31 protein-coding genes are annotated in these 25267 nt (G+C 62.1%); 27 read left to right on the top strand and 4 right to left on the bottom strand.

Annotation, left to right across the window (positions count from 1 at the left end; genetic code table 11):
* Position 1: 1 nt before the first annotated feature.
* Positions 2–883 carry a flagellar motor stator protein MotA gene (gene motA, locus JKL46_RS02665; RefSeq protein ID WP_201829863.1) on the bottom strand — a complete coding sequence of 294 codons (882 nt, stop codon included), beginning with the start codon at positions 881–883 and terminating at the stop codon, positions 2–4.
* 195 nt (positions 884–1078) lie between these two features.
* On the opposite strand from motA, the gene flgF reads away from it, so the two are divergent.
* From flgF to JKL46_RS02770, 21 genes are all read left to right on the top strand, one after another.
* Positions 1079–1804, top strand: coding sequence for a flagellar basal-body rod protein FlgF (gene flgF, locus JKL46_RS02670; protein WP_201829864.1), 726 nt, complete (start codon positions 1079–1081; stop codon positions 1802–1804).
* 8 nt (positions 1805–1812) lie between these two features.
* Positions 1813–3135, top strand: a complete 1323-nt coding sequence (fliI, locus tag JKL46_RS02675; RefSeq protein ID WP_201829865.1) for a flagellar protein export ATPase FliI — start codon at positions 1813–1815, stop codon at positions 3133–3135.
* 95 nt (positions 3136–3230) lie between these two features.
* Positions 3231–4727 carry a flagellar hook protein FlgE gene (locus JKL46_RS02680; RefSeq protein WP_201829866.1) on the top strand — a complete coding sequence of 499 codons (1497 nt, stop codon included), beginning with the start codon at positions 3231–3233 and terminating at the stop codon, positions 4725–4727.
* Between the two features lie 34 nt (positions 4728–4761).
* Complete coding sequence (gene flgK / locus JKL46_RS02685; protein ID WP_201829867.1) at positions 4762–6228, top strand: flagellar hook-associated protein FlgK; 1467 nt, start codon at positions 4762–4764, stop codon at positions 6226–6228.
* A gap of 3 nt (positions 6229–6231) precedes the next feature.
* Complete coding sequence (locus JKL46_RS02690; RefSeq protein ID WP_201829868.1) at positions 6232–7293, top strand: flagellar hook-associated family protein; 1062 nt, start codon at positions 6232–6234, stop codon at positions 7291–7293.
* Positions 7294–7309: 16 nt separating this feature from the next.
* Positions 7310–7657 (top strand): flagellar biosynthesis regulator FlaF, encoded by a 348-nt coding sequence (gene flaF / locus JKL46_RS02695; protein WP_201829869.1) that lies wholly within the window; start codon positions 7310–7312, stop codon positions 7655–7657.
* Positions 7654–8064 carry a flagellar biosynthesis repressor FlbT gene (gene flbT, locus JKL46_RS02700; RefSeq protein ID WP_246529104.1) on the top strand — a complete coding sequence of 137 codons (411 nt, stop codon included), beginning with the start codon at positions 7654–7656 and terminating at the stop codon, positions 8062–8064. Before flaF ends, flbT begins: the two co-directional genes overlap by 4 nt.
* A gap of 16 nt (positions 8065–8080) precedes the next feature.
* The gene (gene flgD / locus JKL46_RS02705) at positions 8081–8482 is read left to right on the top strand and encodes a flagellar hook assembly protein FlgD (RefSeq protein WP_201829870.1); all 402 of its coding nucleotides are present in this window, start codon (positions 8081–8083) and stop codon (positions 8480–8482) included.
* 2 nt (positions 8483–8484) lie between these two features.
* Positions 8485–8751, top strand: a complete 267-nt coding sequence (locus tag JKL46_RS02710) for a flagellar biosynthetic protein FliQ (protein WP_201829871.1) — start codon at positions 8485–8487, stop codon at positions 8749–8751.
* 100 nt (positions 8752–8851) lie between these two features.
* Positions 8852–10927, top strand: coding sequence for a flagellar biosynthesis protein FlhA (flhA, locus tag JKL46_RS02715; RefSeq protein WP_201829872.1), 2076 nt, complete (start codon positions 8852–8854; stop codon positions 10925–10927).
* The gene (fliR, locus tag JKL46_RS02720) at positions 10924–11679 is read left to right on the top strand and encodes a flagellar biosynthesis protein FliR (protein WP_201829873.1); all 756 of its coding nucleotides are present in this window, start codon (positions 10924–10926) and stop codon (positions 11677–11679) included. The genes flhA and fliR overlap by 4 nt, the downstream gene beginning before the upstream one ends.
* 6 nt (positions 11680–11685) lie before the next feature.
* On the top strand, positions 11686–12084 hold the full coding sequence (locus tag JKL46_RS02725) for a hypothetical protein (protein WP_201829874.1): 399 nt from the start codon (positions 11686–11688) through the stop codon (positions 12082–12084).
* A gap of 50 nt (positions 12085–12134) precedes the next feature.
* Positions 12135–12596 carry a rod-binding protein gene (locus tag JKL46_RS02730; protein WP_201829875.1) on the top strand — a complete coding sequence of 154 codons (462 nt, stop codon included), beginning with the start codon at positions 12135–12137 and terminating at the stop codon, positions 12594–12596.
* Positions 12597–12645: 49 nt separating this feature from the next.
* On the top strand, positions 12646–12984 hold the full coding sequence (locus JKL46_RS02735) for a magnesium transporter CorA family protein (RefSeq protein ID WP_201829876.1): 339 nt from the start codon (positions 12646–12648) through the stop codon (positions 12982–12984).
* Complete coding sequence (locus JKL46_RS02740; RefSeq protein WP_343074001.1) at positions 12981–13430, top strand: hypothetical protein; 450 nt, start codon at positions 12981–12983, stop codon at positions 13428–13430. Before JKL46_RS02735 ends, JKL46_RS02740 begins: the two co-directional genes overlap by 4 nt.
* Before the next feature lie 55 nt (positions 13431–13485).
* Positions 13486–13869, top strand: a complete 384-nt coding sequence (locus tag JKL46_RS02745; RefSeq protein WP_201829877.1) for a response regulator — start codon at positions 13486–13488, stop codon at positions 13867–13869.
* Positions 13870–13873: 4 nt separating this feature from the next.
* Positions 13874–14989, top strand: coding sequence for a protein-glutamate methylesterase/protein-glutamine glutaminase (locus JKL46_RS02750; RefSeq protein WP_201829878.1), 1116 nt, complete (start codon positions 13874–13876; stop codon positions 14987–14989).
* Positions 14986–15837, top strand: a complete 852-nt coding sequence (locus JKL46_RS02755; protein ID WP_201829879.1) for a CheR family methyltransferase — start codon at positions 14986–14988, stop codon at positions 15835–15837. The genes JKL46_RS02750 and JKL46_RS02755 overlap by 4 nt, the downstream gene beginning before the upstream one ends.
* A 394-nt stretch (positions 15838–16231) precedes the next feature.
* The gene (locus JKL46_RS02760) at positions 16232–17389 is read left to right on the top strand and encodes a flagellin (RefSeq protein WP_201829880.1); all 1158 of its coding nucleotides are present in this window, start codon (positions 16232–16234) and stop codon (positions 17387–17389) included.
* Positions 17390–17465: 76 nt separating this feature from the next.
* Complete coding sequence (locus tag JKL46_RS02765; RefSeq protein WP_201829881.1) at positions 17466–18104, top strand: hypothetical protein; 639 nt, start codon at positions 17466–17468, stop codon at positions 18102–18104.
* Positions 18101–18886: a DUF1217 domain-containing protein gene (locus JKL46_RS02770; RefSeq protein WP_201829882.1), complete on the top strand. Its 786-nt coding sequence runs from the start codon at positions 18101–18103 to the stop codon at positions 18884–18886. Before JKL46_RS02765 ends, JKL46_RS02770 begins: the two co-directional genes overlap by 4 nt.
* Here the strand turns inward: JKL46_RS02770 and JKL46_RS02775 are convergent.
* The gene (locus tag JKL46_RS02775) at positions 18818–19306 is read right to left on the bottom strand and encodes a hypothetical protein (protein WP_201829883.1); all 489 of its coding nucleotides are present in this window, start codon (positions 19304–19306) and stop codon (positions 18818–18820) included. The two genes, JKL46_RS02770 and JKL46_RS02775, sit on opposite strands and share 69 nt — an antisense overlap.
* Positions 19307–19505: 199 nt before the next feature.
* Between JKL46_RS02775 and JKL46_RS02780 the strand changes: the two genes are divergently transcribed.
* Together JKL46_RS02780 and JKL46_RS02785 are read left to right on the top strand one after the other, a co-directional pair.
* A complete protein-coding gene (locus JKL46_RS02780) occupies positions 19506–19643 on the top strand; it encodes a hypothetical protein (RefSeq protein WP_201829884.1) in 138 nt (45 codons plus the stop codon).
* 343 nt (positions 19644–19986) lie between these two features.
* Positions 19987–20523: a transglutaminase-like cysteine peptidase gene (locus tag JKL46_RS02785; protein ID WP_425493234.1), complete on the top strand. Its 537-nt coding sequence runs from the start codon at positions 19987–19989 to the stop codon at positions 20521–20523.
* Positions 20524–20604: 81 nt separating this feature from the next.
* Here JKL46_RS02785 and JKL46_RS02790 read toward each other — a convergent pair whose 3' ends face one another.
* Positions 20605–21198 (bottom strand): hypothetical protein, encoded by a 594-nt coding sequence (locus JKL46_RS02790; protein ID WP_201829886.1) that lies wholly within the window; start codon positions 21196–21198, stop codon positions 20605–20607.
* Positions 21199–21385: 187 nt separating this feature from the next.
* Here JKL46_RS02790 and JKL46_RS02795 point away from each other — a divergent pair, with 187 nt between their 5' ends.
* Positions 21386–23056: a methyl-accepting chemotaxis protein gene (locus tag JKL46_RS02795; protein ID WP_201829887.1), complete on the top strand. Its 1671-nt coding sequence runs from the start codon at positions 21386–21388 to the stop codon at positions 23054–23056.
* A gap of 21 nt (positions 23057–23077) precedes the next feature.
* Here JKL46_RS02795 and JKL46_RS02800 read toward each other — a convergent pair whose 3' ends face one another.
* On the bottom strand, positions 23078–23575 hold the full coding sequence (locus JKL46_RS02800; RefSeq protein WP_343074002.1) for a response regulator: 498 nt from the start codon (positions 23573–23575) through the stop codon (positions 23078–23080).
* Between the two features lie 105 nt (positions 23576–23680).
* Between JKL46_RS02800 and JKL46_RS02805 the strand changes: the two genes are divergently transcribed.
* The 3 genes from JKL46_RS02805 to JKL46_RS02815 are packed head-to-tail and all read left to right on the top strand — an operon-like array spanning position 23681 to position 25040.
* Positions 23681–24088 (top strand): response regulator, encoded by a 408-nt coding sequence (locus JKL46_RS02805; protein WP_201829888.1) that lies wholly within the window; start codon positions 23681–23683, stop codon positions 24086–24088.
* A 45-nt stretch (positions 24089–24133) separates the two neighbouring features.
* Positions 24134–24556 (top strand): response regulator, encoded by a 423-nt coding sequence (locus tag JKL46_RS02810; protein ID WP_201829889.1) that lies wholly within the window; start codon positions 24134–24136, stop codon positions 24554–24556.
* Positions 24557–24602: 46 nt separating this feature from the next.
* Positions 24603–25040, top strand: coding sequence for a response regulator (locus tag JKL46_RS02815; RefSeq protein ID WP_246529105.1), 438 nt, complete (start codon positions 24603–24605; stop codon positions 25038–25040).
* Positions 25041–25267: the final 227 nt, after the last annotated feature.

The following is a 25267-nucleotide window of genomic DNA, read 5'->3' on the forward strand; positions in this document are numbered from 1 at the left end:
ATCAGGCTGCCTCTTTCAGCTCTTCGGAGCGCCCGCCGGAGGTGGTGGCAGCCTCCACTTCATCGATCGTCGGGCGGTATTCGACGGAAATGCCCTTGCGCCCGTGCTCCACGGCGATCTGGGGGAGGGCGCCGTTCATGTAGGCGATGAGTGCCTGCTTGACGATGACGTAGACCCGGGTCTGCTTCTCACGGGTCGACTTCACCTTGTTGGCGAGCGGCGACAGGAAGGCATAGGAGATGAAAATGCCGACGAAGGTTCCGACCAGCGCCGAGGCGATCAATCCACCCAGGATTGCGGGCGATTGGTCGATGGCGCCCAGAGCCTTCACGATGCCCAGCACGGCGGCCACGATGCCGAGGGCGGGAAGGGCCTCCGACACGGTATTGATGGAGTAATAGGGCTTCATCTTGTCGCGCTTGAGGGTTGCGATCTCTTCCTCCATGAGCGCTTCGATCTCATGGGGGCGGGCGTTGCCGATGATGATCAGGCGGGCATAGTCGCAGATGAAGAGCGTGAGGTCCTTGTCCTTGATCACGCTCGGAAAGGCCTTGAAGATCTCGGACTCTTCCGGCTGGTCGATATGGCCTTCGACCTCGTTGCGGGGGCGGTTCTTCAGCTCGCGCATGAGCGCATAGAGAAGGCCGAGGATCGAGAGGTAGTGGTCCCTCTTCGGCACCGTTCCGGAGATCGCCTCCCGCGCCGCACGGCCCGTGTCTTTCACTAACGCCATCGGGTTGGCGATGATGAACGTGCCGATCGCGATGCCGCAGATGATGACGTATTCCCAAGGCTGCCAAATGACGGCCAGGTGACCGCCCATGGCGACATAGCCGCTGACAAGCGAGCCGATGGCAACAGCCAGTCCGATCAAGACGCCCAAAGCTGTGGTCCTTCTGCGATTCCAATCTGTTGATGATGTCCTAATCGCGGAGGCTTGCGCGAAGCTGGAAACGGAAGAGCAAGCCTCATGCAAGGCTGTCCCGCTATCGAAATGCATGACAGGCGGCAGCCAGATGCCGCGCAAAAGGCCCGGTCCAGGCTGAACGGCAGGATCGGTGGATAGCCGGAGCTCTCGATGCAATCTTCGCTTTACGTGTCGTTGTCCGCGCAAGTGGCCATGGAAAGACGCCTCAACACGATTGCGAACAATGTTGCGAACATGAACACGGGCGGCTTTCGTGCCGACGAGGTCAAGTTCGAGGAGATTCTCTCCCTTGCAGCGAAGGAGAACGTTTCGTTCGCCTCCTCGGGACAGAACTTCGTCTCCCGACGCACGGGCCCGATGACCAAGACGGACAATCCGCTCGATGTTGCCATCCAGGGCGACGGGTGGTTCGCATTCCAGGGTCCAGGTGGTCCCGTCTACACGCGGGACGGTCGGTTCAAGATGAATGAGAACGGCGATCTTCTCACCGTCGACGGCTACCGGGTTCTCGATGCCGGCGGCTCACCCATCGCCCTCGATCCGATGGAGGGATCTCCAACCATCGGGCGGGATGGAACCATCACCCAGGGCACGAATCAGGCTGGAACCATCGGCGTCTTCAACCTCAGGGACGAGAGCAAGCTGACGCGTTTCGGGAATTCGGGCGTCCTGTCGAGCGTCCCCGGCGAGGTCGTCCAGGACTTCACGTCGAACGGGATCCAGCAGGGATTCAGTGAGGGATCCAACGTCAATCCGGTCCTGGAAATGACGAAGATGATCGCAGTCCAAAGAAGCTTCGACAGCGCCGCGACAATGGTTCAGGAAAGCGAGTCGACCTTCATGGATGCCATCCGGACCCTTGGGCCCAGCTCTTGATGGCAGCGATGAACGCCCTTCAGAAGCTTGAGGAATTCGTCCTGACCGAAACGGCGGGACAGCGCCGGGTCAGGATCAGCGGCACGATCCGCGAGGTCAGCCCGACCTATTATCGCGTCGCAGGGTTGTCCCCGTTCGTCCGGCTCGGCGACCGGGTCGGCTTCTCTTCACAGGAGAAGACCCAGATCGGCGAGGTCGTGCGTATCGACGACGGCGGCATCACGGTCAAACCTTTCAACGGCCGGATCGACGCGGCGATCGGCATGCCGGCGTTCATCGTCGGCGATACGGGGCTCAGTCCCGACCGGAGCTGGAAGGGGCGCGTCATCAACGCCCTCGGTGAGCCGCTCGATGGTCTCGGCACCCTCGTGCCGGGCCATCGCACGGTGTCGAACGATGCCGAGCCTCCCTCGGCGATGACGCGGGCGAGAGTTACGACGCCCCTGCGAACCGGGGTCAAGGCCATCGATCTGTTCACACCCATCTGTCAGGGCCAGCGCATCGGCATCTTCGCCGGCTCGGGCGTCGGAAAATCCACTCTCCTGACGATGCTCGCGAAATGCGAAGGCTTCGACACCATCGTCGTTGCGCTCGTAGGCGAGCGCGGCCGCGAGGTGCGCGAGTTCCTGGAAGGTCCGATCCACGCCAACCTGTCCAGGTCGGTCATGGTGGTGTCCACGGGTGATGAGAGCCCGATGATGCGCCGCCAGGCGCCGAGAACGGCCGTGACGCTCGCGGAATATTTCCGCGATTGCGGCGACTCGGTGCTGCTGATCGTCGACTCGGTGACGCGCTACGCCCATGCCGCCCGGGACGTTGCGCTTGCCGCAGGAGAGCCAGCCGTGGCGCGCGGCTACACGCCCAGCGTCTTTAGCGACCTGCCGCGCCTTCTCGAGCGGGCGGGACCCGGCGAGGAGGGGCAGGGATCGATCACCGGCATCTTCTCCGTCCTCATCGACGGAGACGATCACAACGACCCCGTCGCCGACAACATCCGCGGCACGCTCGACGGGCACATCGTCCTCGACCGGTCGATCGCGGATCAGGGGCGCTATCCGGCGATCAACGTCCTAGGATCGATTTCGCGCCTCGCCGACCATGTCTGGTCGCCGGATCAGAAGGAACTCGTGCGGCGCCTGCGCGGACTGATCGCGCGCTATGAGGACACGAGGGATCTCCGGCTCATGGGCGGCTACCATCCCGGCAACGATCACGAGCTCGATCAGGCCGTCGTCCTCGTGCCGAAGATCTACGAGGCGCTGCGTCAGGATCCTTCCAGCCCCGTGAGCCGCGATGCCTTCATGGATCTGGCTCAGGCCCTCAAACAATAGAAATGCCGGCGCCATGCAAAGTGGTTCCGGATCGCAACACAGCCTCGCACAAGCGTGGTGATGTTAGGTTCAGCTCGAAACCCTAGGAGTTTCTCATGAGTCTTTATGGCGTTCTTCGTAGCGGCGTCTCTGGCATGAACGCACAGTCGAACAAGCTGGGTACCGTCGCCGAGAACATTCAGAACTCGAGCACGACCGGATACAAGCGGGCTTCGACGGAGTTCTCGTCTCTCATCCTGCCGTCGAGCGAGGGCAGCTACAATTCCGGCTCCGTCACCAGCAGGGTTCGCTACACGATCGCCGATCAGGGACCGATCGCCTACACGACCTCGGCATCGGACCTCGCGATCTCGGGCAACGGCTTCTTCGTCGTGACGGACCCGAGCGGATCGCCTTACCTGACCCGCGCCGGCAACTTCGTCAAAGACGGGCGGACGGGAAATCTCGTCAACGCCTATGGCTTCACGCTCATGGGCTACAAGCTGGGTGCGGGGGCGGTCGATCCATCCCTCAACAGCCTCGACGGCGTCGTGCCGGTCAACATGTCGTCCTTCGCCATGCAGGCGACGGGATCGACGAAGGGAACCTTCAAGGGCAATCTGCCGGACAGCGCGCCAGCAGCAGTGGCGACGGGTACGGCCACGGCCGCAGATCCCGTCGGACCTCCGGCCGTGCCTGGAAGCGTAAGTTTCCCAGCCCCCGGCATGAACAGCGGCGAGAAGATCAGCTTCACCGTCGGTGGCGGAGCAACGCAGACGTTCACGGTCACGACGCAAAAGACCGGCGCCGAGCTGGCGGCGGGCATCAATGCGGCCGTGGCAGCCGGCACGCTCAGCGGAGTCAGTGCCTCGACATCTCCCACCGGGGAGCTGGTTCTGACCTCGACGGACCCTCTCAACAACACGAACGTCGCGGGCACTTACACCGGCGTGACCAAGGCCTCGTCGCTTCAGGTCTATGACAAGGTCGGCAATCCGGTAAAAATCGACATCGCGTTGTCGAAGCTCAGCGACACCCAGTGGAGCATCACGGTCCTCAACGGTACTGACCCCGCCAGCCCGCTGACCGGGACAACGACGATGAATCTGAATTTCGACGCGAACGGTCAACTGACCGGGCCTTCGGTTCTCAGCTTCGGCATTCCCGGCGGCGAAACATTCGCTCTCGACATGGGCAGCATGACGCAGCTTGCCGGCGAGTACAATGTCACCGGCACCTCCAACGGCAACGCCCCGTCCGCAGTGAAGGATGTGGAGTTCGCGGCCGACGGCACCGTCTATGCAGTCTATGAGGATGGCACCCGCGTCGGCGCCTACCGCATTCCGCTCGCGACGGTTCCGAGTCCCGACAACCTCGATCCGCGCGCCGGCAACGTCTACGAGACGACGGCGAGTTCCGGCGGTTATCAGGTGGGTTTCCCCGAGATGTCGGGCTTCGGCTCCATCGCATCCGGCGCGCTCGAAGGCTCGAACGTGGATATCGGCACGGAGCTCACCGCCATGATCGAGGCCCAGACGAGCTACACGGCGAACTCGAAGGTGTTCCAGACCGGCTCCGAGCTTCTCGACGTGCTGATGAACCTGAAGCGGTAGTTCTTATCCTCTCTTGCTCCGGGGTCCATGATCCATGTCCTTGTCTGTCGCCTATAACACGGCACGCTCGTCGCTGCAGGCGTCGCAATCGCAGATGGCGGTCGTGTCGCGCAACACGTCCGGCGCGTCCGATCCGAACTATTCCCGCAAGCTGGGCGTTCTGACGACCACCGGCGGGTTTGCGCGGGTCACGGTTCTGCGCGCGAGCGATCAGGCTCTTCTGACGAAGATGCTGGAAACGACCTCCGCGTCGGCAACCCAGAAGGCCTTGCTCGAAGGGCTGCAGAAGCTGAGCCAGACCACCATCGGCGATCCCGAGCTCGATCAATCGCCTGCGGCGCGGGTGGGCGCCTTGAACAGCGCGCTCCAGCAATATGCCAATGCGCCCGACAGCACCGCGATGGCGCAGGCCTTCATCAAGGCGGCCTCGAACCTGGCCGATTCGCTGAACCAGGCGACTGCCGCGATACAGGCCGTCCGCCTGGAGGCAGACGGCGGCATGGCGGCCTCCGTTACGCGGATCAACGATCTCCTCGCCAAGTTCGAGAAGGCCAATCAGCAGGTGGTGAGCGGCACGGCGCTCGGCGCCGATGTCAGCGATGCCATGGACACGCGGGACGGGCTGATCGCGCAATTGTCCGAAGAAATCGGCATCACGGTCGTTCCGCGCGCCGGCAACGACATCGCGCTTTACACGGATGGCGGCGTGCCGCTTTTCGACCGGACCGCACGTCCGGTGACGTTCAAACCGACGACCGTCTTTGGGGCCGGAACGACGGGCGGCGACGTGCTCATCGATGGGATCCGCGTCACGGGAGAAGGGGCGCTGATGCCTCTGAATTCCGGTAATCTCGTCGGCCTTGCGAAGCTGCGCGACGAGGTGACGATCGACTACCAGGCGCAGCTCGATGAAATCGCCCGCAATCTCATCGCGGCCTTTGCCGAGAGCGATCAAAGCGGCGCGGCGCAGCCCGACATGCCCGGAATTTTCACCTTTGCCGGCGCCACGGGCGTTCCCACCATGCCGGCCTCCGCGGGGCTTGCGGGCCTCATCAAGGTCAACGATGCGGTCGATCCGAACAAGGGCGGCAGTTTCGATAAGATCCGGGACGGCGGCGTCAACGGCGCGGATTACGTCTATAACCCCGCCGGCGGCGCGAATGCCTCGTTCTCCCAGCGCCTTTACGCTTTGGCTGATGCGATGACGGCTCAGCGCCCCATCGCTGCGGGGCTTGGATTCGGTCCCACCGCATCCCTGCAGAACCTGGCGTCCCTCTCGGGCAGCTGGATCGAGAATGCGCGCCAGAGCGCCAGTCAGAGCGTCGAGTATCAGAACACGCTTCTCGGCCATGCCTCGGAAGCGCTTTCGAATGCGACGGACGTCAACATGGATGACGAGACGGCCCTCATGCTGCAGCTGGAGAAATCGTACTCCGCCTCGGCGAAGCTTTTGTCGGTCATCGATCAGATGCTCAAAACCCTCCTCGGCATCGTAGGCTAAGCCATGAGAACGACCTTCGTCTCCACAATGTCCCTCTGGAATTCGTCCAAGTCGACATTGGACAAGCTTCAGACCAATCTGATCAAGGCCAACAAGGAACTCGTGTCCGGCCGCGAATCCGATGTCGGGTTGAAGCTCGGCTACAAGACCGGGAAGACCCTGTCCCTGCGTCAGGACCGGGCGGAGCTCGACGCGCTGACGGACAGCAATGCGACTGCGCTCCTGCGGATCAAATCCGCGACGACGGGCCTGAACCAGATCAGGACCAATGCCGACAAGTTCAGGGATGCATTGATCGCGACTCCGATCGGCGAATCGAGCATTGCCGCCCTCAAGTACCAGGCCCAGGTCAATCTTGCAGGCGCGATTTCCTCGCTCAACAGCAGCACCGGCGATCAGTTCATCTTCGGTGGGCTGAACTCGCAAAAGAAGCCTTTGAACGACTATTTCGGCAATCCCGCGCCGTCGGCAGCGAAAGCAGCCACCGATGCGGCGTTCGCGGCAGCTCCGCCGCTCGGCTTCGGCATGGCTCAGGATGCGGCCGGCGTATCGGCCATCACCCCCGACCAGATGACGGCGTTCCTGGACGGACCGTTTGCGGATCTTTTCAAGGGAACCGACTGGCAGAACTGGTCGTCCGCCTCCAGCGAGAATGTGCAGAGCCGAATCTCGCCGCAGGAGAAGATCGAAACTTCCGTCAATGCGAACGACGAAGCGTTCCAGAAACTGACCATGGCCTACACCATGATCCTCGATCTCGGCATCGATAACCTCAATGCCGAGACGCGCGCCGTTCTTGTCAACAGGGTGGTGGAAACGTTGTCGGATTCGACGACGGGTCTGACCGGGATCCAGTCGAAGATCGGGGCCGCACAGGAAAAGATCGAGCAGGCCAACGAGCGGATGAGCCTCCAGAAGGACATTCTGGATGAAAAGGTCACCCATCTGGAAGCCGTCGATCCCGCCGAGGCGAAGATCAGGGTCGATCAGCTGATGACGCAGATTCAGACGTCATATTCGCTGACGGCGCAGCTCAAGGGCCTGAACCTGATCAACTACATCTGATTGTTGGAGTCGAGTAATGTATCGTTTCTCTTATGCCGAAGTGATTGAAGACTCCTCAGCCGAATGCCGGCAGCGCGAATTCGAGCTTTTCGAACAGGCGATTCAGCTGATGAAGGGCGCTGAGGGAAGGCCGGCCCAATCGCAGGAAATGATCGAAGCGATCGTCTACGTTCAGCGGCTTTGGACATTCCTGATCAAGGATCTGGGGCATCCGGACAACGGTTTGCCCGACAATCTGAAGGGCCAGCTCATTTCCATCGGACTCTGGGTCATGCGCGAATCCGACCGCGTGGTCAGAGGAGAGCAGCGGAGCCTGGAGGCTCTGATCGATATCAACGCCATGATTCAGGAGGGCCTGAAATGAAAGCCAAAATGCGATTCTCCCTCAAGGCCGGCGAGCGCATCTTCATCAACGGCGCCGTCCTGACGGTGAGCCAGAAGGTCACCTTGAGCCTGCTGAACGAGGCGCGCTTCCTGCTGGAGAGCCACGTCCTGCAACTGTCCGAGGCAACCACGCCGATGCGCCAGCTGTACTTCGTCGTGCAGTCGCTGCTGATCAATCCCCAGGAGGCCGACAAGGTCATGGGGGCTTTCCAGAAGCTGCACGAATCGCTTGTCCAGTCCGCAACCGACGAGACGGTCAAGCAAGCGCTCCTGAGCGCAGGCGAGCTGGTCGCGAAGAACCGGACCTTCGAGGCGCTCAAAGCCATCAGGACGCTGTTCGAGCCCGAGGCTGCCCAAGCCCCCGTCGCCTCCGAACAGGCCGCGTGATTTTAGGAGCAGAACCATGAATGTCAGTTCCGTCAATAACTCCTACTCTGCCCAGAGCAACGGTACGTCCGGGACATCCTCGACGGCGACGGCCACTTATGAGAACTTCCTGAAGCTTCTGATGGCTCAGATGAAGAACCAGGACCCGACCGAGCCGATGAAGTCGACGGAATACATGTCTCAGCTCGCGACGTTCTCGCAGGTCGAGCAGACGGTCAAAACCAACACCAAGCTCGATGCCCTGCTAACATCGGCCGCACTTACGCAGGTCGATGGCGTCATCGGCCGCACGGTCTCCACCCTCGACGGGACGATCTCCGGCGAAGTGACGTCGGTCGTGATCACCAACGAGGGCGCCGTCGCGAAGCTCAAGGGCGGCGAGGCGGTTCTTCTCGGGCCTGGCGTCGTCGTGAGCTGATCATGAACGAAGTCGACGCCCTCGAACTGGTTCGGGCTGCCATCTGGACTGTCATCATCGCGGCAGGGCCTGCGGTTGCCGCCGCGATGATCATCGGTATCGTCATCGCACTCGTTCAGGCGCTCACCCAGATCCAGGAAGTGACGCTGACCTTCATCCCGAAGATCATCGCGATCCTGGTCGTGTCCCTGGTCACCGGAACCTTCGTCGGTTCGCAGATCTTCGCCTTTACGGAGCTGGTCTACGGGCGGATCGTAACAGGGTTCTGACGGGAGCCCGCTCGCCCGCGAGCGAAAGCCTTGCGACCCTCGCGCAAGCTTCATGGTCCATCTCTCAGTCTCAACATTCGTTTGCTGAGCTGACAGGCACATGGATTCAAGTGAAGTCTCGAAACAGGGCCGCGGCAGGGATCTGGCATTCGCCGGCGCCGTGGTCGGCATCCTTGCCATCCTCTTCCTGCCCATTCCGCCTTTGGCGATCGATATGGGGCTGGCTTTCTCGGTCGCCCTTTCCGTCCTGATCCTCATGGTGGCGCTCTGGATTCAGAAGCCCCTCGAGTTCTCGGCCTTTCCCACCGTCCTCCTGATCGCAACCCTGTTGCGCCTGGCGCTCAGCATCGCGTCGACGCGTCTGATCCTGTCGGACGGCCACAAGGGCATCAACGCCGCCGGCCATGTGATCAGCGGCTTCTCCCAGTTCGTGATGAGCGGTGACTTCGTCATCGGCATCGTGGTCTTCATCATCCTCATCACCGTCAACTTCCTCGTGATCACGAAGGGCGCGACCCGTATCGCCGAGGTCGGCGCGCGCTTCACCCTCGATGCGATCCCCGGCAAGCAGATGGCGATCGACGCCGATCTGTCCGCCGGCCTGATCGACGAGAAGGAGGCTCAGAAGCGACGCCGCGAGCTTGAGGAGGAAAGCGCCTTCTTTGGCTCCATGGACGGTGCTTCCAAGTTCGTTCGCGGCGAGGCCGTCGCGAGCCTGATCACGATCGCCGTCAACATCTTCGGCGGCATCATCATCGGCGTGACCCGCCACGGCATGCCGCTCTCGAAGGCGGCCGATGTCTTCGTTCAGCTCTCCGTCGGCGACGGTCTGGTCAGCCAGATCCCGGCCCTCGTCGTGTCTCTCGCCGCCGGTCTTCTGGTGTCCAAGGGCGGCACGCGCGGACAAGCGCAACAGGCGGTGCTCGGCCAGCTCGGCGCCTATCCCCGCGCCTTGATGGTGTCGGCGGCCCTGATGTTCGTCTTCGCCATCGTGCCGGGCCTTCCCATGATCCCCTTCCTCGCGCTGGGATGCTGCATGGGCTTCATCGCCTATTCGATCCCGAAGCAGAGGGCCGATCAGGAGGCGCAGGAGAAGGCCAAGCTGGCGCAGGAGCAGCAGCAGAACCTTCTCGAATCGCGCGACTCGGTCAAGGAATCCCTCAAGCTCGCCGAGATCGAGCTCTGTCTCGGCAAGCACCTCGCCTCGCATCTGGCAAGCTCGCATGGCGACCTGGCGCACCGGGTGAGCAAGATGCGCAAGAAGTTCGCGCAGGATTACGGCTTCGTGCTTCCGGACGTGAAGCTCTCCGACAGCCTCATCATCCCGCCGAAAAGCTATCAGATCAAAATTCACGGAACCGTCGTCGCAACGCAGGAGATCCGTCCCGGCGATCTGCTGGTGGTGCTCGGCGACGGCCCTCATCCTGATGTCCCCGGCGACGAGGTGCGCGAGCCTGCTTTCGGCATGAAGGCGATGTGGGTGTCGGACGTCTATGTGAGCGAGATCAAGCGGCAGGGTTTTGCTGCCGTCGACGGCGCCTCGGTGCTTCTCACCCATCTGAGCGAGGTCATCCGCAACAATCTGCCCCAGCTGCTCTCCTACAAGGATGTGCGCAACCTGCTCGACGGCCTCGATTCCGAGTACAAGCGGCTGCTCGACGACATCTGCCCGTCGCAGATCTCCTATTCCGGCCTCCAATCGGTGCTGAAGCTCCTCCTCGCCGAGCGCGTTTCCATCCGCAACCTGAGCCTCATCCTCGAGGCCATCGCCGAGATCGCTCCGCATGCACGGCGCGCCGAGCAGCTGGTCGAGCATGTCCGGGTGAGAATCGCCCAGCAGATCTGCGGCGATCTTGCGGAGGGCGGTGCGCTGAATGTCCTTCGCCTCGGCAACAGATGGGACATCGCGTTCCACCAGAGCTTGAAGCGCGATCCCAAAGGCGATGTGGTGGAGTTCGACATCGATCCGCGCCTTGTCGAGCAGTTCGGAGCGGAGGCCTCCGATGCCATCAAGACCCGCATGGGGCAGGTGAAGACCTTCGCGATCGTGACGGCGCCCGACGCGCGGCCCTACGTGCGCATGATCATCGAGCGCATGTTCTCGTCGCTGCCGGTCCTGTCCCATCTCGAAATTGCGCGCGGCGTCGAGGTCAACTCCCTCGGTACGGTCGCGTGAGCCAGGAGGCCGCCCAGGTCCTTCTGGCGATCTTCCTGATATTCTGCCGGATCGGCGGATGTCTGATGATCGCCCCGGGCTTCTCGAGCAACAGGATCCCGGTTCAGGTCCGCCTGTTCATCGCTCTCACCACGAGCCTTGCTCTCGCACCCGTCCTGTTCGACAAGATCCGTCCTGGAATCGACTCTCAGGCTCCCGCGGTCATCCTTCTCTATATCGCCTCGGAAATGCTGACGGGGCTCCTGATCGGTCTTCTGGCGCGCGTCTATTTTCTCTCGCTCCAGACCATGGTGAACGGCGTAGCGATGGCGCTGGGCCTCGGCGGCATACCGGGGGCGCCGGTGGACGACGCGGAGCCGCTGCCTGCCGTGAGCTCGTTCATCATGATGGTCGCCACGGCCATCCTCTTCCTCTCTGATCTTCACTGGGAGTTCTTCCGCGGGCTCATCGCATCCTATGACCGGCTTCCTCTCGGCGAGGGCTTCGGCGCAAGGCTTTCCCTGACGCAGCTCGTCGATCAGATCGGAGTGGCCTTCGTCCTCGCCCTTCGGATCAGCGCGCCGTTCATTCTCTATTCCGTGGTGGTAAACCTGGCGGTGGGGCTGACCAACAAGCTGACGCCGCAGATTCCGGTCTACTTCCTCGCCACGCCCTTCATCATGATCGGCGGCCTGCTGGTCCTGTACTTCGCCGCGACGGATTATGTCCTCCTCTTCATGGAGGCTTTCTCGACCTGGCTGCGGAATGGATGAGCGCCGATGAAGCAGAGAATCCGCAAGATCGAGCGTATCCTGAAAGTGCAGCAGCATCTCCAGCGGGAGGCCGAGCTCAAGCTGTCCGATCTTGAGAGGGAGTCGCGGGAGATCAAGAGCGCTCAGGAGGTGCTCATCCATACGATGAACGATCACGAGACCCTGCACGGATTGTTCGTCGATGTCGCGGCAAAGCGGCTTCAGGTTCTGTCGGCGCAGGCGAGCAGGGTCGATACGGCGAAGGTCGCCCAGAAGGCGGTGACGTTCGACAAGGCCATGCAGGCGAAGCGCACGGAAAAGATGCTGTCCGGTCTCAAGGATGATGACCGTCAGCAGACGGAAAAGAAGAGCCTCGTCGCCATCCTCGAGAGCCTTGCGAGCAGAGACGGCACAAGCTTCCCGTAAGCTAGCCGGGTTACAGCTTGTCCTAAGTGGACATAGCCGAGAGATGCGAGATGGCGATCAGCCCGCCCTCAGATATTATCAACGACGTCGCCAGGGCGGCCGATCCCGCGCGCTATCAGGCCGCAGCCCAGAAGCTGCTGGACGGCGCGTCGCCGGTCGATGGGGCAAGCTTCGAGGACGCGGTCAAGGCTGTTTCGGGACAGCCGCTGATGGCGTCCGGCGCCGACATCTATACGCTGCGCAACTCCCTCCGCAGCGATGCAGAATCCGCTGAAGCGGCCAAGTCGAAGAAGGCGCACCAGGATTTCGAGGCCTTCGTTCTCCAGACCTTCGTCGAGTCGATGCTGCCGAAGGGGGCGGAGAACACCTACGGCAAGGGCAGCGCGGGTTCGATCTGGAAATCCATGATGGCCGAGCAGATCGGCGCGCAGCTGTCGCGTGCCGGCGGCATCGGCATCGCCAAGCACATCCTCGGCGTTCCGAAGATCACCGTGGCACCCGATAAGGTCTAAATCACTTCAGGTCGATACGCAGTTCGAAAGCAGGAAACAGGAAATGTTGATGAAATCGCTCGATCGCCTTGAAGAAACCCTGGACATGGAGACCGCGGCTCTCATGACGCGTGATCTCTCCAATCTCGAGGAGTTCAACCGTCGCAAAAGCCAGTGCCTGCTGGAGATCAGCCGGATCGTGCGGACGGCGGACATCCAGAACCTGGACGTGAAGGCGACGAAGCGCCTTCAGGATCTCCAGGTCAAGATCGAGCGCAACCAGGACATCCTGAAACGCCACATGCATGCGGTGCAGGAAGTCGCGAGCATCATCTCCAACGCGATCCAGCATGCCGAATCTGACAGCACCTATTCCGCCTATTCGGCCAAGATGGGTTACGGCGCATGATGAAGAACGTCATGGCCGGATTCTGGGTCTGCGCCGTAACGCTCGCATCCTGCTACGCGGCTGTGACCTGGATCGTTGGAAGAGCGCCTGCTGACGAGCAGGTCCACTACGAGGGCCTGCAGTACAAGAAGCTGCCGGCCATGAATATTCCGATCGTCGCGGAAGGCGCCGTCCAGGGCTATGTGATCGCGAATCTGGTCTTCACGGCCGATGCGAAGACCCTTCGGGAAATTTCAGTGCCACCGGAGGCCTTCATTCAGGATGAGATCTTCCGTCACGTCTATTCCGACGAGACGCTCGATTTCAAGAGGTTGTCCCGCTACAACGTCAACGGAATGATCGCGAGCGTTCGCGAGAAGATCAACAAGCGTCTGGGCGCCGAGATCGTCAAGGAGATCTTGGTCGAGAATTTCAACTTCGTCGATAAGTCGGACATCCGCTCTTAAGCGGCAAGTTCCTGTTTTGAGAGTTTTGAGAACGGTCGATACCGGGATACATGTTATGAGCTATTGCCTGATCGTCGATGATTCACGGGTCATCCGAAAAATTTCGCGGGAGATCGTCGAGAGCCTCGATTTCCGGGTCGCGGAGGCGGAGAACGGCGAGGCGGGGATCCAGGCCTGCCGGGCCGAAATGCCGGATGTGATCCTGCTCGACTGGAACATGCCGGTGATGGACGGGTACAGCTTCCTACAGCATCTGCGCAGCATGCCCGAGGGCAGCGCTCCGAAGGTGGTATTCTGCACCACCGAGAACGATCTGTCCTATATCTCGCGCGCCCTCGATGCCGGGGCCGACGAATACATCATGAAGCCGTTCGACAAAGATATTCTGACCGCCAAATTTCAAGAGCTGGGCGTTCTGCCCGCCTCGCATTCATTGTGATCCCATGTCCATCGCTCCCTTGTCCCATTCCGCTCCCGCACAGGGCAACCCGACGCGGATCATGATCGTCGACGACAGTGCCGTCATTCGCGGCATGATCGGCCGATGGCTCACGGAGGCGGGCGGTTTCGAGGTCGTCGCGACAGCGTCCAACGGCCGGATGGCCGTCGATGCGGCCGCGCGCTCGAAGCCCGATATTATCCTGCTCGATATCGAGATGCCCGAGATCGACGGGCTTGCGGCTTTGCCCCTGATTCTGAAGGCGCATCCCGCGAGCAAGGTCATCGTCATCTCGACGCTCACGCAGAGAAATGCCGAGATCTCGTTGAAGTGCCTTTCCCTCGGCGCGGTCGATTATCTGGCGAAGCCCGAGAGCGCGCGCGCCGCCGGAGCGGCGGCCGACTTCCGGCGCGATCTCGTCGAGAAGCTGCGCGCGCTGGGCGCGCCGCGGGTTCGTCCGGCCAGGGTTCTCGCGCCGGTGCCTTCGCCATCCACCCCCGCGCCTCTACAAAACACGCGGAGACCAGGCTCCGCGAAGCCGCAATGCCTCCTGATCGGTTCCTCGACCGGCGGCCCGCGGGCGGTGGAGCGGGTGCTCCTCGACATGAAGCCCGCTCTCGCGAGCATTCCCGTGCTCATCGTTCAGCACATGCCGGCGATGTTCACCGCCGTCTTCGCCGAGCATCTGCACAGCCTGCTCGGCATGCCGGCGCGCGAGGCGAGGGAAGGGGACGCCGTTATTCCCGGAACCATCCTCGTCGCTCCTGGCGGACGCCATATGGGTGTCGTGTCGTCCGGAGGCAAAGCAACGATCCGGCTCAACGACGGACCGCCGGAAAACTTCTGCCGTCCCGCGGTCGATGTATTGTTTCGCGAAGCAGCCGCCGTCTTCGGCGCATCGGCCCTTGCGGTGGTTCTGACGGGCATGGGCTCCGACGGGACCCATGGCGCGCGCCATCTCGCCAAGGCCGGAGCGACCGTGATCGCGCAGGACGAAGCCACCAGCATCGTCTGGGGCATGCCGGGCAGCGTCGTGAAAGCGGGTCTCGCCCATGACATTCTGCCCCTGGAATCCATCGGCCGTTCCCTGAAAGGCCTCATCAGCGGATCCTCGAAATGACGGAAGCCGAATTTGAAGCGCTGCGCGTCTTTCTGAAAGCCCGCTCGGGCCTCGCGCTCTCGCCTGACAAGAGATATCTCGTCGAAAGCCGACTCTCGGCGGTGTGCACGCGCTTCAAACTCGACAGCCTCTCGCATCTTATCAGGGAGATCAGAACCGGTCGCTCGATCGCCCTCGAGAAGGCGACGATCGAGGCGATGACCACGAACGAGACGTTCTTCTTTCGCGACAAGACCCCGTTCGACCTCTTCCAGGACGTCCTCCTTCCCAAATATCTGAAGGAGCGCGCGGCGAGCCGTCGCCTGCGAATCTGGTGCGCGGCGGCGTCCAGCGGTCAGGAACCCTATTCGCTGGCGATGCTTCTCAAGGAGGCATCCGCGCGGATGCCGGGATGGCATATCGACATCGTCGCGACCGACATCTCGACGGAGGTTCTGGAGAAGGCGAAGGCGGGCATCTACAACCAGTTCGAGGTGCAGCGCGGCCTGCCGATCCGGCTCCTCGTCAAGTATTTTGCGCAAACGGGCGAACAATGGCAGATCTCGCCGGAGATCCGGTCGATGGTCGATTTCCGGTATCTGAACCTTCTCGACGATTTCAGCCGTCTGGGCCAGTTCGATATCGTCTATTGCCGCAATGTCCTGATCTATTTCGACGCGGCCTTGAAAGCCGACGTGCTCCGCAGGATCGCGAATACCATGGCGGCGGACGGTTCCCTCCTGCTCGGCGCATCGGAGACCGTTCTCGGTGTGACCGATGCGCTTGCCCTCGATCCGGCCCATCGCGGTCTCTATGCGAAAACCGCGCCCGCGAATGTCACGAAGCTGTTTGCAGTCGGTTCTCGCTAGCTGTTGCTTCAGCGTCTCGCACTATTCTTCAAGAGAGGCGCTCCGATGCTGCATCGGACGTTCTTTCTTCTTCACCCGGCATGCCGCTTATAGTTAACAAAAAGTAAAAGCGGAGTTTTTTGCCGAAATCGTCCACGTTGTCCTTGACGAAGGGGCACGACCTCAGTAAACAGAAGTTACAGGCACCGATACGGAACCGATGTTCCAGGTGCCACAAGCACTATGGTACGCCTTCACCCGAAGGCTAGGCATGATGCCACTCCATTTTGCCGGTACGAGCCCGGATGTCATGTGAGCAGCGGATCGGGAATTCTCCCGAGGCATGAAGCCACTTCGCTGGGTCGGTTAGATCCCGACATTCCCTGAACAATCACATCATTCACGGAAGAAGCACATGTCTTCGATTAACACCAATCTCTCCGCCATGACCGCTCTGCAGTCGCTGAAGTCGACGCAGTCCGCTCTGACCAAGAACCAGAACCAGATCTCCACGGGTCTGCGCGTCGGCGAGGCTTCGCACAACGCTTCCTACTGGTCGATCTCGACGAAGATGAAGTCCGACAACGGCGCTCTTGGCGCTGTGAAGGATTCGATCAAGCAGTCGAAGGCGATGATCGACACCTATTCGTCGGCGATCGACAAGAGCCTGAAGTACCTCGACACCATGAAGACCAAGCTCACCGCCGGCTCGAACCCGGGCGCTGACTTGGCTGCGATCCAGCTCGAATTGAAGGCCAGCATCGAAGGCCTCAAGAGCGCTGCCGGATCGGCCACGTTCAACGGCCAGAACTGGCTGGAGGGCACTGCCTCGACCGTGAAGCTCGTCACCTCGTTCGAGGGTTCCGGCTCCACCGCCAAGGTCAACACCCTGAACATCGACACCACCGCGGTGAACCTGTTCGTGGATGCCAGCACCGGCACGGGCGGCAAGCTCGGTTCCGTCGCTTCCATCAACATCTCCGGCACGGCTGCTACGGCTGACTTCGTGTTCACGAATGCTCAGATCCAGACCGGCGACGAGATCTCGTTCACTCTGGGCGGCAACGTCTCGACCTTCACGGTCGCCGGCGAAACCACCAAGTCCGCGATCGCTGCCAGCATCAACAGCGACAGCGTCCTGAGCGAACTGGTCGAGGCCACGATCAATGACAACGGCGAACTTCGCCTGACCGCGAAGGCTGCCGGTGTCGACTTCACCGCAGCGACGACCGACATGGTCGCCGCAGGCACCGACGTCAACGCCACCCTGACCGGCTCGGCGAGCGCAGGCACCACCGTCGGCGCCGCTCTCCAGGCAGTCGACACGGCCATCAACGACCTCCGCGCCGGCTCGGCCATGCTCGGCGCCAACAAGGCTCTGCTTGAGACCCAGGAAGAGTTCATCGGCGTCCTGTCCGACTCGCTCACCGCTGGCGTCAGCGCCTTCATCGACGCCGACATGAACGAGGCTTCGACCCGCAACCAGGCTCTGCAGACCCAGCAGCAGCTCGGCGTGCAGGCTCTCTCCATGGCGAACCAGAACAGCCAGATGATCCTGAAGCTCTTCCAGTAAGAGTTCCAGCATCGGACCTGAAGGGAGCCTCGCCTTGTGAAAGGCGAGGCTTCTTTCGTTGGAAAGGGTCTTGACGATGGTGAACACACGATCGTTGTTCTGCCGCTGCCGCGCGGCAGCTTTGGCCGCGTCATCGGTCGCCGCCCTGGCCTCGACGCTGAATGCCGACGCGAAGGCGGCGGCGTCTCTGCTCGGATCCTGGGACTACGTTCTTCGGCACGACGTCGAGGGCCAGCCCCAGGCCGCCTTCGCCCGGCTGCGCGGCGAGAAGGGCTCGCTTCTATGGCTCACGTGCCAGCGCCAGTCTCTGGACGGCGATCAGCCCCCGGTTCGCTTCAGCACGGTCGCCATTGCCCAGAGGCAATATCTCGGCCGCAGCGATTCCCGCGGCAGAAGCACAGTCTATTGGTTCGATGAGGGAACGCCGGAGGTCGGCCACTGGCTCTATCGCGACCGATATGGGCAAATTCCGGAAGCCGAAGAGGTACGCACCTTCGTCGAGAAGCTCTCCGGAGCGCGCAGCCTGACGGTGGAATTGTCGAACTATCGCTTTGAGACGCAGAAGCTCGAATTCCAGCTCGATACAACAGACACCAAGAACGTCGCCGACAGGTTCAGGAAGGATTGCGGGGATATCCTTCGCGAGAGTGCCGAATCGTCTCAAATCTCGACGTCCGGTTCTCTCGCAATCGAGCCTTGGGAAGCCGCGCCATGATCAGCACATCGACACGCTATCAGATCGTCACGAAAGATCTCGCGCGCACCAAGGCTCTGGTCGAGAAGGAGCCTGTGACCAAGCGCGAGATCGAGTATTATCAGGCCAACATCAAGAACATCAAAACCATCGACGAGTTCATCAAGAACGATCGTCTCTTCAAGTTCGCCATGAAAGCCTACGGCCTCGAGGACATGGCGTATGGCAAGGGCCTTATGAAGAAGCTGCTTCAGGAGGGCGTCAGCAATCCCTTAAGCATGGCGAACAAGATGTCCAACCCGCTCTACAAGGAGTTCGCCAAGGCCTTCGATTTTGCTGCCAAGGGTGCGGCGGCGACCTCGGCCGCGGGCGCAACCACCGACGCGGTCGCGAAGTTTGTCCAGATCACGCTCGAAAAGAAGGAGGGCGATCAGAACCAGGGCGTTCAGATCGCCATGTACTTCAAGCGCAAAGCCTCGTCGGTCACCACGACCATGGGCTTCCTTGCCGACAAGGCACTGCTGAAATTCGTTCAGACCACGTTCGGCATCCCCGAGGCGGCATCGAGGGCCGATCTCGACATCCAGGTCAGGAACCTCGAGAAGCATCTGAACATCAAGGATCTTCAGGACCCCAAGAAGGTCGACAAGCTCATTCAGCGCTTCAGCGCCATGTGGGACGTCAACAATGCCAGCACGACCATGGCTGCGCCGGTGCTCACCCTCTTCGATCAGTCAGCCGTGCAGGAGGGATTCAGCGTCGACCTGATGATGAGCATCGCAAAGCTCAGGCTCGGGGGCTGAGTTACCAGTCCCAAGAAGCGGGTGCACCCTTAGCGTCCCATATTTGCGGCGCGGCTCATCAGCGGGGATCACGTCGACGATGATCCGCTCGGAAACCGGTGTGGCGTTCGAAGGGGCCCGGGTCACGAAGACGACGCCCGTGCAGGTGGTCGTGACCGGACGGATCGGTGTGCGATGCTTGTCGGCGCCGATCAGGTAGTTCACGGTGTAATAGGGTTCCCCACCGATGAAGGTCGTCTCGCGGCTCTCGAAGACATAGCCGACCTGCAGCGGATCGATGCGATAGACGGTTCGCGGCGGGCCGAGGGCGGCAATGCGGGTGCTGATCGGCTTCCCGATATGGTCAGAGCATGACAGGGCGACGGCATCCTGCACGGTCGGAGCGCATCCGGCGGCACCGGCGGTGATCGCTAACATCATGACAAGCTTTTTCAAGCGAAACCCCAGTCGAAATCGTCTGCGAGTATAATCTCAATTTGAGTTCACTTGAGGACTTCGCGCGATCATGGTGAATCATGTCGCTGGAGCGAAGCTTCTGTCCCGTCAGTCTCGCGCAAGCCTGGCGCGTCATGATGTTCTCCGGATCTTCATGATCCCGCAGGAGAGAGGGAGAGCTTCGATGTCCGTCGTTCTGGTGCCGGTGATTGCCGCGTCGCTCGTCGGGCTGATCGGAACGCCCGCGATCCGTCTCATGGTCTCGTCGGCGCGAGCCCGCGACTGGGCGAGATCCCGCAGCATGGTACAGAGCCGCTCCTGAAGCCTCCCGCAGCTTTCCGTCTGCCATCGCCGTCCCCTCGGCGAACCGATCTTATGAGAAGACCTCTCCATTCGAAGGGGTGCACTTCCCGTTCTGTTGCTTGAACTCAACAGTAATGACACGTCGTATTGTCTACCTCGAGTTCTCCCTTGCCGAGAGGTTCCGCTGCTGACAACTTTGTAAAAAAAGAAAAAGCGATCAGGTGCGGGGCATGTGCGGGATGATTTCTCAGATTTCTCCAAAGTGGCAAGGGCGCTTCAATCGCTTCCTCGCACTGACGGCTTTTTCCTCCGCGATGCTCGTCGGCACGGCAGGGATCAATTCCGCCACCGCCCAGACCGTGATGCCGGTTTCGGCCGATGCGATCCACACCGCCGGCCATGCCGGGCCGACGCCGGCATGGATCGCCTTCTGCGCGCAAATGCCGAACGAATGCGCCTATGACATGTCCGAGCCGGCCACCATCGTTCTCGATCCGGCAACCTGGAAGGCGATCGTCGAGATCAACGAGCGCGTCAACGACACCATCATCCCGGTCACCGATCAGGATCATTGGGGCGTCGCCGACCGCTGGGACTATCCGGATGACGGCCTCGGCGACTGCGAGGACATCCAGCTCCTGAAGCGCCGCCTGCTCACCGAAGCAGGCCTGCCGCATCGGGCCCTGCGCATGACGGTCGTGATCGACGAGCTGGGAGCGGGGCATGCCGTTCTCATGGCGCGGACCGACCGCGGCGATTTCATTCTCGACAACAAGCGCAAGGCCGTTCTGCCCTGGCAGGAGACGGGCTATCGCTATGTGAAGCGGGAAGGCTCGGACAATGCAGCCTGGGTCTGGCTCGGAAATCTCTCCGCGCCGATCATGACGGCGACGAAGTAGATCGCATCCGCGAAAGGCTCGGCTTCATCACAGTGCGACGAGCATCGGATCGATCCGATGCTCGCAATGATTTCAAGCGTATCAGCTCGACGTCGACGGCTGCGTGATCATCGTCTCGGTGGTCAGCACCACCCAGCCAGCGTCGGAACGCTCGATCGAGATGACCTGGCCGATACCCGGAAGCGTCATTCCGGGCGTTACCCACCACAGACCTTCAGGTCCTTCGATCAGCGCGGATTCTCCCGTCGCACGATGAATGACGTAGCGCTGAAACGGCGCGGCCCGGGCGAGGATTCGCGGTGCGGTCTCGCCCTTGTTGCCCGGTGCGAGATCCGATTCCCTGGCCTGCCTGCTCAGCGAACCCGTGGTCGCGGGATTTGCTTCGATCGTACGGGCCTGCGTCGTGTTCGTGCCCTTGCCGGTCGCGGTGCTGCTGTCGGCGATGTGGAGATAGCTTTGGCCGTCGCTGAAATGCACCGCATAGACGGGAAGGGCGACGGCGGAGAGCGCGAGGACGAGGCCGAGGCAGATCACGATGCGGTCGCCCATCGCCTCCTTGGCGCGGATGAGTTCCTCGAGCCGCTGAACCTTCTGCGCCCTTCGATCGACGGCGTCTCCTCTCGCATTGGCCGCGCGGGCCACCTGCTCCAACACCTTATCGAACCGAATGCCCATGGAAACCGCCGCAACTAGAATCGGGTGCAATCATTCCTAGGCTGCTATGCTTAACATTCCGTCACTCGGTGCAGAGAAACTTGGCCTTATGACGCGAAACGAAGCAAGCCTCGGACAAGCATTCGCGCATTAAGAGGGAAGTGCCAGTCATGGGTATTGCGTTGGCGCTGCTCCTTTGAGGTGATCAATGAAGATTAGAACCAAGATTTTTGCGCTCGTTGCCATGTTGAGTTTCGTTGCGATCGTCACCGCTGCCGTCGGCATCAACACCCTGCAGGCCTACAATCAAGCTGTGGATGACGTGAGGCATGCAGCCGCCCGCGCGTTCTACGGCGAGCGCCTCAACCGTCTGGTCACGCATGTCGTCATGGAGGCGCGCGGCATCTACGCTTCGAAGGACACGAAGGAAGCTCAGAAGTTCGGCGAGGGGCTTGTCGCGACGCTGAAGGACATCGATGGCCTGCTCAAGGAGTGGGAGCCCCTGGTTCCTGCCTCCAACAAGGCCCTGTTCGATGCCGTCGTCAAGGACGCCGCCGAGTTCAAGGCCTTCAGGTCGGAGACGGTTCGCCTCGGCTCAGAGGTTTCGCCCGCAGCGGCCAATGCGCAGGGCAACAACGACGCCAACCGCGCCAATCGAAAAGCTTTCCAGGTCAGCATCGATGCGCTCACGAAGCGTGGAAGCGAGGACATCGAGGCGGTCAACCGGCACGCGACCGCGTTGCAGGATCAGCGCTTCACGCTGCTCGTCTCTATTGCGCTCGGCGGCACGCTCGTTTCGCTTCTCATCGGATGGCTCGTCGGTCACCGGCAGATCGCGCGGCCGCTGAAGGCGGTGACGGAAGCGATCCAGAGGCTTGCCTCCGGCGACTACAATCTGCCCAAGGCGAACGTCGGCCGGGACGAGATCGGCGACATCTGGAAGGCGACGCAGGTCTTCGCGGGCGCCATGCAGGAGGCCGAGATGCTGCGGCAGGCGCAGGCCGATGCCGAGAAGCAGACGGTCGAGCGGCGCCGGCACGAGATGATGGCGCTGGCGCAGAGCTTCGAGGGCAGCGTCGGCGGCCTCGTGCAGCATCTCTCCGTCGCGGCCCAGCAGATGGAAGCGACAGCCCGCTCCATGGCGACGACCGCCGAGCAGACCAATCAGCAGTCGAATTCCGTGGCCGCGGCTGCGGAGGAAACCTCGAGCAACGTGCAGGCGGTCGCAGCTGCGGCGGAGGAGCTGGCGGCATCCTCGAACGAGATCGGCTCGCAGGTGGCCCAGACCTCAAGCGCGGCGGCGAGGGCGGTGGCCAATGCGCGCAAGACGAACGCGCTCGTGGAGACCCTGGCCGAGGGCGCGCAGAAGATCGGCGAGGTGGTCGCGCTGATCAACACCATCGCGAGCCAGACCAACCTTCTCGCGCTCAACGCCACCATCGAAGCGGCACGCGCTGGCGAGGCCGGCAAGGGCTTCGCGGTCGTCGCCGCCGAGGTAAAGGAACTCGCGAACCAGACTTCGCGCGCGACGGAAGACATCAGCGCCTATGTCAACCAGATCCAGCAATCGACGACGGGCGCCGTCGAAGCGATCCGCGAGATCGGCCTCACCATCGAGGAGGTGCACCAGATCGCGACCAGCGTTGCGGCGGCTGTGGAAGAGCAGCAGGCCGCTACGCAGGAGATCGCCCGCAATGTGAGCGAGGCGGCGCGCGGCACGCAGGATGTGAGCGAAAGCATCGTCCAGGTCCAGGGCGCTGCGACTCATGCCGGTTCGGCTGCGTCGCAGGTGCTGGCCGCCGCCGGCGAGCTCACGGCCAACTCCCATGCCCTGACGCGGGAGGTCGACGGCTTCCTTCAGGGCGTCAGAGCGGCCTGAGCCGATGCCGGAGCGCGGCCCTCAGGCCGTCTTCGGCACGGTGCCATCGGCATCGCCGTCCGGGCCGTTCGCTTCCGCCGCGGCCCGGGCGGCCTGCGCCGTCTTCGCCGCGGCCAGAGCGCGGGTCACCAGGGTGACGTTCGAATAGGGCTTCGCCAGAAAGCCGGCGCCCGGCGGAAGATCGCCCTCCGCCGGCCATTTGCGGCCCGAGGCGATGAGGATCGCAATCGTGGGCCAGCGCCGGTGGACTTCCCATGCAAGGTCGAAGCCGTCGATCCCGGGCGGCATCTCCACATCCGAGACCAGCACGTCCACCGCGACCCCGGCTCTGAGGACGGTCAGGGCCTCCTCCGCACTGGCGGCTTCGATCACCTGGAAATGCGAATCGGCGAGCAGGTCGGCCGCCACCAGCCGAACCAAGGGCTCGTCTTCCACGAGAAGAATGACGCCTGCGGATTGCTGATCGGACACGATGGCCAGTTCGGTGTCGGGAACGGGGCGAGGGTCTTCCTTATACACATTCGCCCGATCGGGCCAGCCTGGCGACGTCCCGGCGCATGATTTTCGGTAGAACCCCTCCGGCCGCTACACGTTGTCCGCGTGTCGAAGCACGCAGGGGCAAGAATGAACGCCGCATCCGTCACGGTCCTCCCACGCCGGACTCCACCCTCTATTCTCGTGGTCGAGAACGATGTTCGGATCCGGTGCCTCGTGAGCGACGAATTGCGGGCCTCCGACTTCAAGGTGCTCGAGGCGAGCCATGCCGAGGATGCCCTGACGGTGCTCGATGCCGTCCGGATCGACCTCCTTTTCATCGCGCTCGACCCCTCCGGAGAGCAAAGCGGCCTGGAGGTGGCTCGTCTCGTCCGCATGCGGCGAATGCCGACCCGGGTCATCCTCGCCATCGGCGACGGCATGCTCGCCAAGGCGGCCGCGGAGGATTTCGGCCTCATCCTCAGCAAGCCTTATCAGACGTCCGACATCGTCGAACTCGTCATCCGAACGCTCAATTGGCCGGAAGCGCCGGCCTGACGCGGATCGGTGGAACAAAGATTGAAGCTCTGCGGTTAGGTTGCCGTGAGCACGACATCGACCAATATCCCCCTTCGGGCCGACGCGCCCGCGCCGACCGTTCTAGTGGTCGAGGACGAGGTGCTGATCCGTCTCGTCATCGCGGATTACCTGCGCGAGTGCGGCTACAAGGTCCACGAGGCGGTAAGCGGGGAGGAGGCGATCGCGATCCTCCAGGCCCCGGAGGTGTCCATCGATGTGGTGTTCAGCGACGTCGAGATGCCGGGAGACATGGACGGCTTCGCCCTGGCGCGCTGGGTCCGGGCCAACAAGCCGGGACTGCAGGTCATCCTCACATCGGGAGCCGAGCGTTCGGCGGATATCGCTGCCACCCTGTGCGAAGCCGGCCCCCTGATGAAGAAGCCCTATGCCTCGCAGGATGTGGTCGATCGCATCCGGCAACTCGCCGCGAGGGCGAAGCGCTCCTGAAAGCTTGGCCGAAAGTTTCACGCCTTGACGACAGGCGGGAACTGGATTGTGGCACGCTCGTTTCCGCTACATGAAGCCGCACCGCCGCATCGTGAACCAGCCTGTCGTCCTTCTGGTCGAAGACGAGACGCTCGTTCGTCTCACCCAGGTCGATATCCTGCGTGAGGCGGAGATCTGGGTGGTCGAGGCACAGGATGCGGACGAGGCCTTCGAGCTCCTGAAGACCAGGCCCGACATTCGAGCCGTGCTCACCGATGTGAACATGCCGGGATCCATGGACGGCTTCGAGTTCGCCCGCCTCGTCCGCCAGGGCTGGCCCGAGGTCGGCGTCCTCGTCATCTCCGGCAAGACCGGGCCGGGCCCCGGCGATCTGCCGCCCAATGTCGACTTCCTTCACAAGCCGATCCTGCCAGATGATCTCGTCGCCGCGCTTCGGAAGGTGATGGCGGCGCATTCGCAAGGGTCGCTGACTTCGGAGATGTAGTCAGGCCATTCGTTGGGATCGGTGTCATTCGCGTCCTAAAGGCCGACAAGAATGCCAACTCGCCGTCATGGCCGCACTTGTTGCGGCCACCCACGTCTTGGAGCCGTCACGCTGTAAAGACGTGGGTTCCCGGAACAAGTCCGGGGATGACGGTGGAGGGTGTCATTCCCGGCGAGCGGAGCGAGGAAAGAGAATCCTCCCGCATGCTCAGCGCTACGGATCCCCTT

It is taken from the genome of Microvirga zambiensis WSM3693 (assembly GCF_016735695.1).
In the GTDB taxonomy this organism is placed as follows: Bacteria; Pseudomonadota; Alphaproteobacteria; order Rhizobiales; family Beijerinckiaceae; genus Microvirga; species Microvirga zambiensis.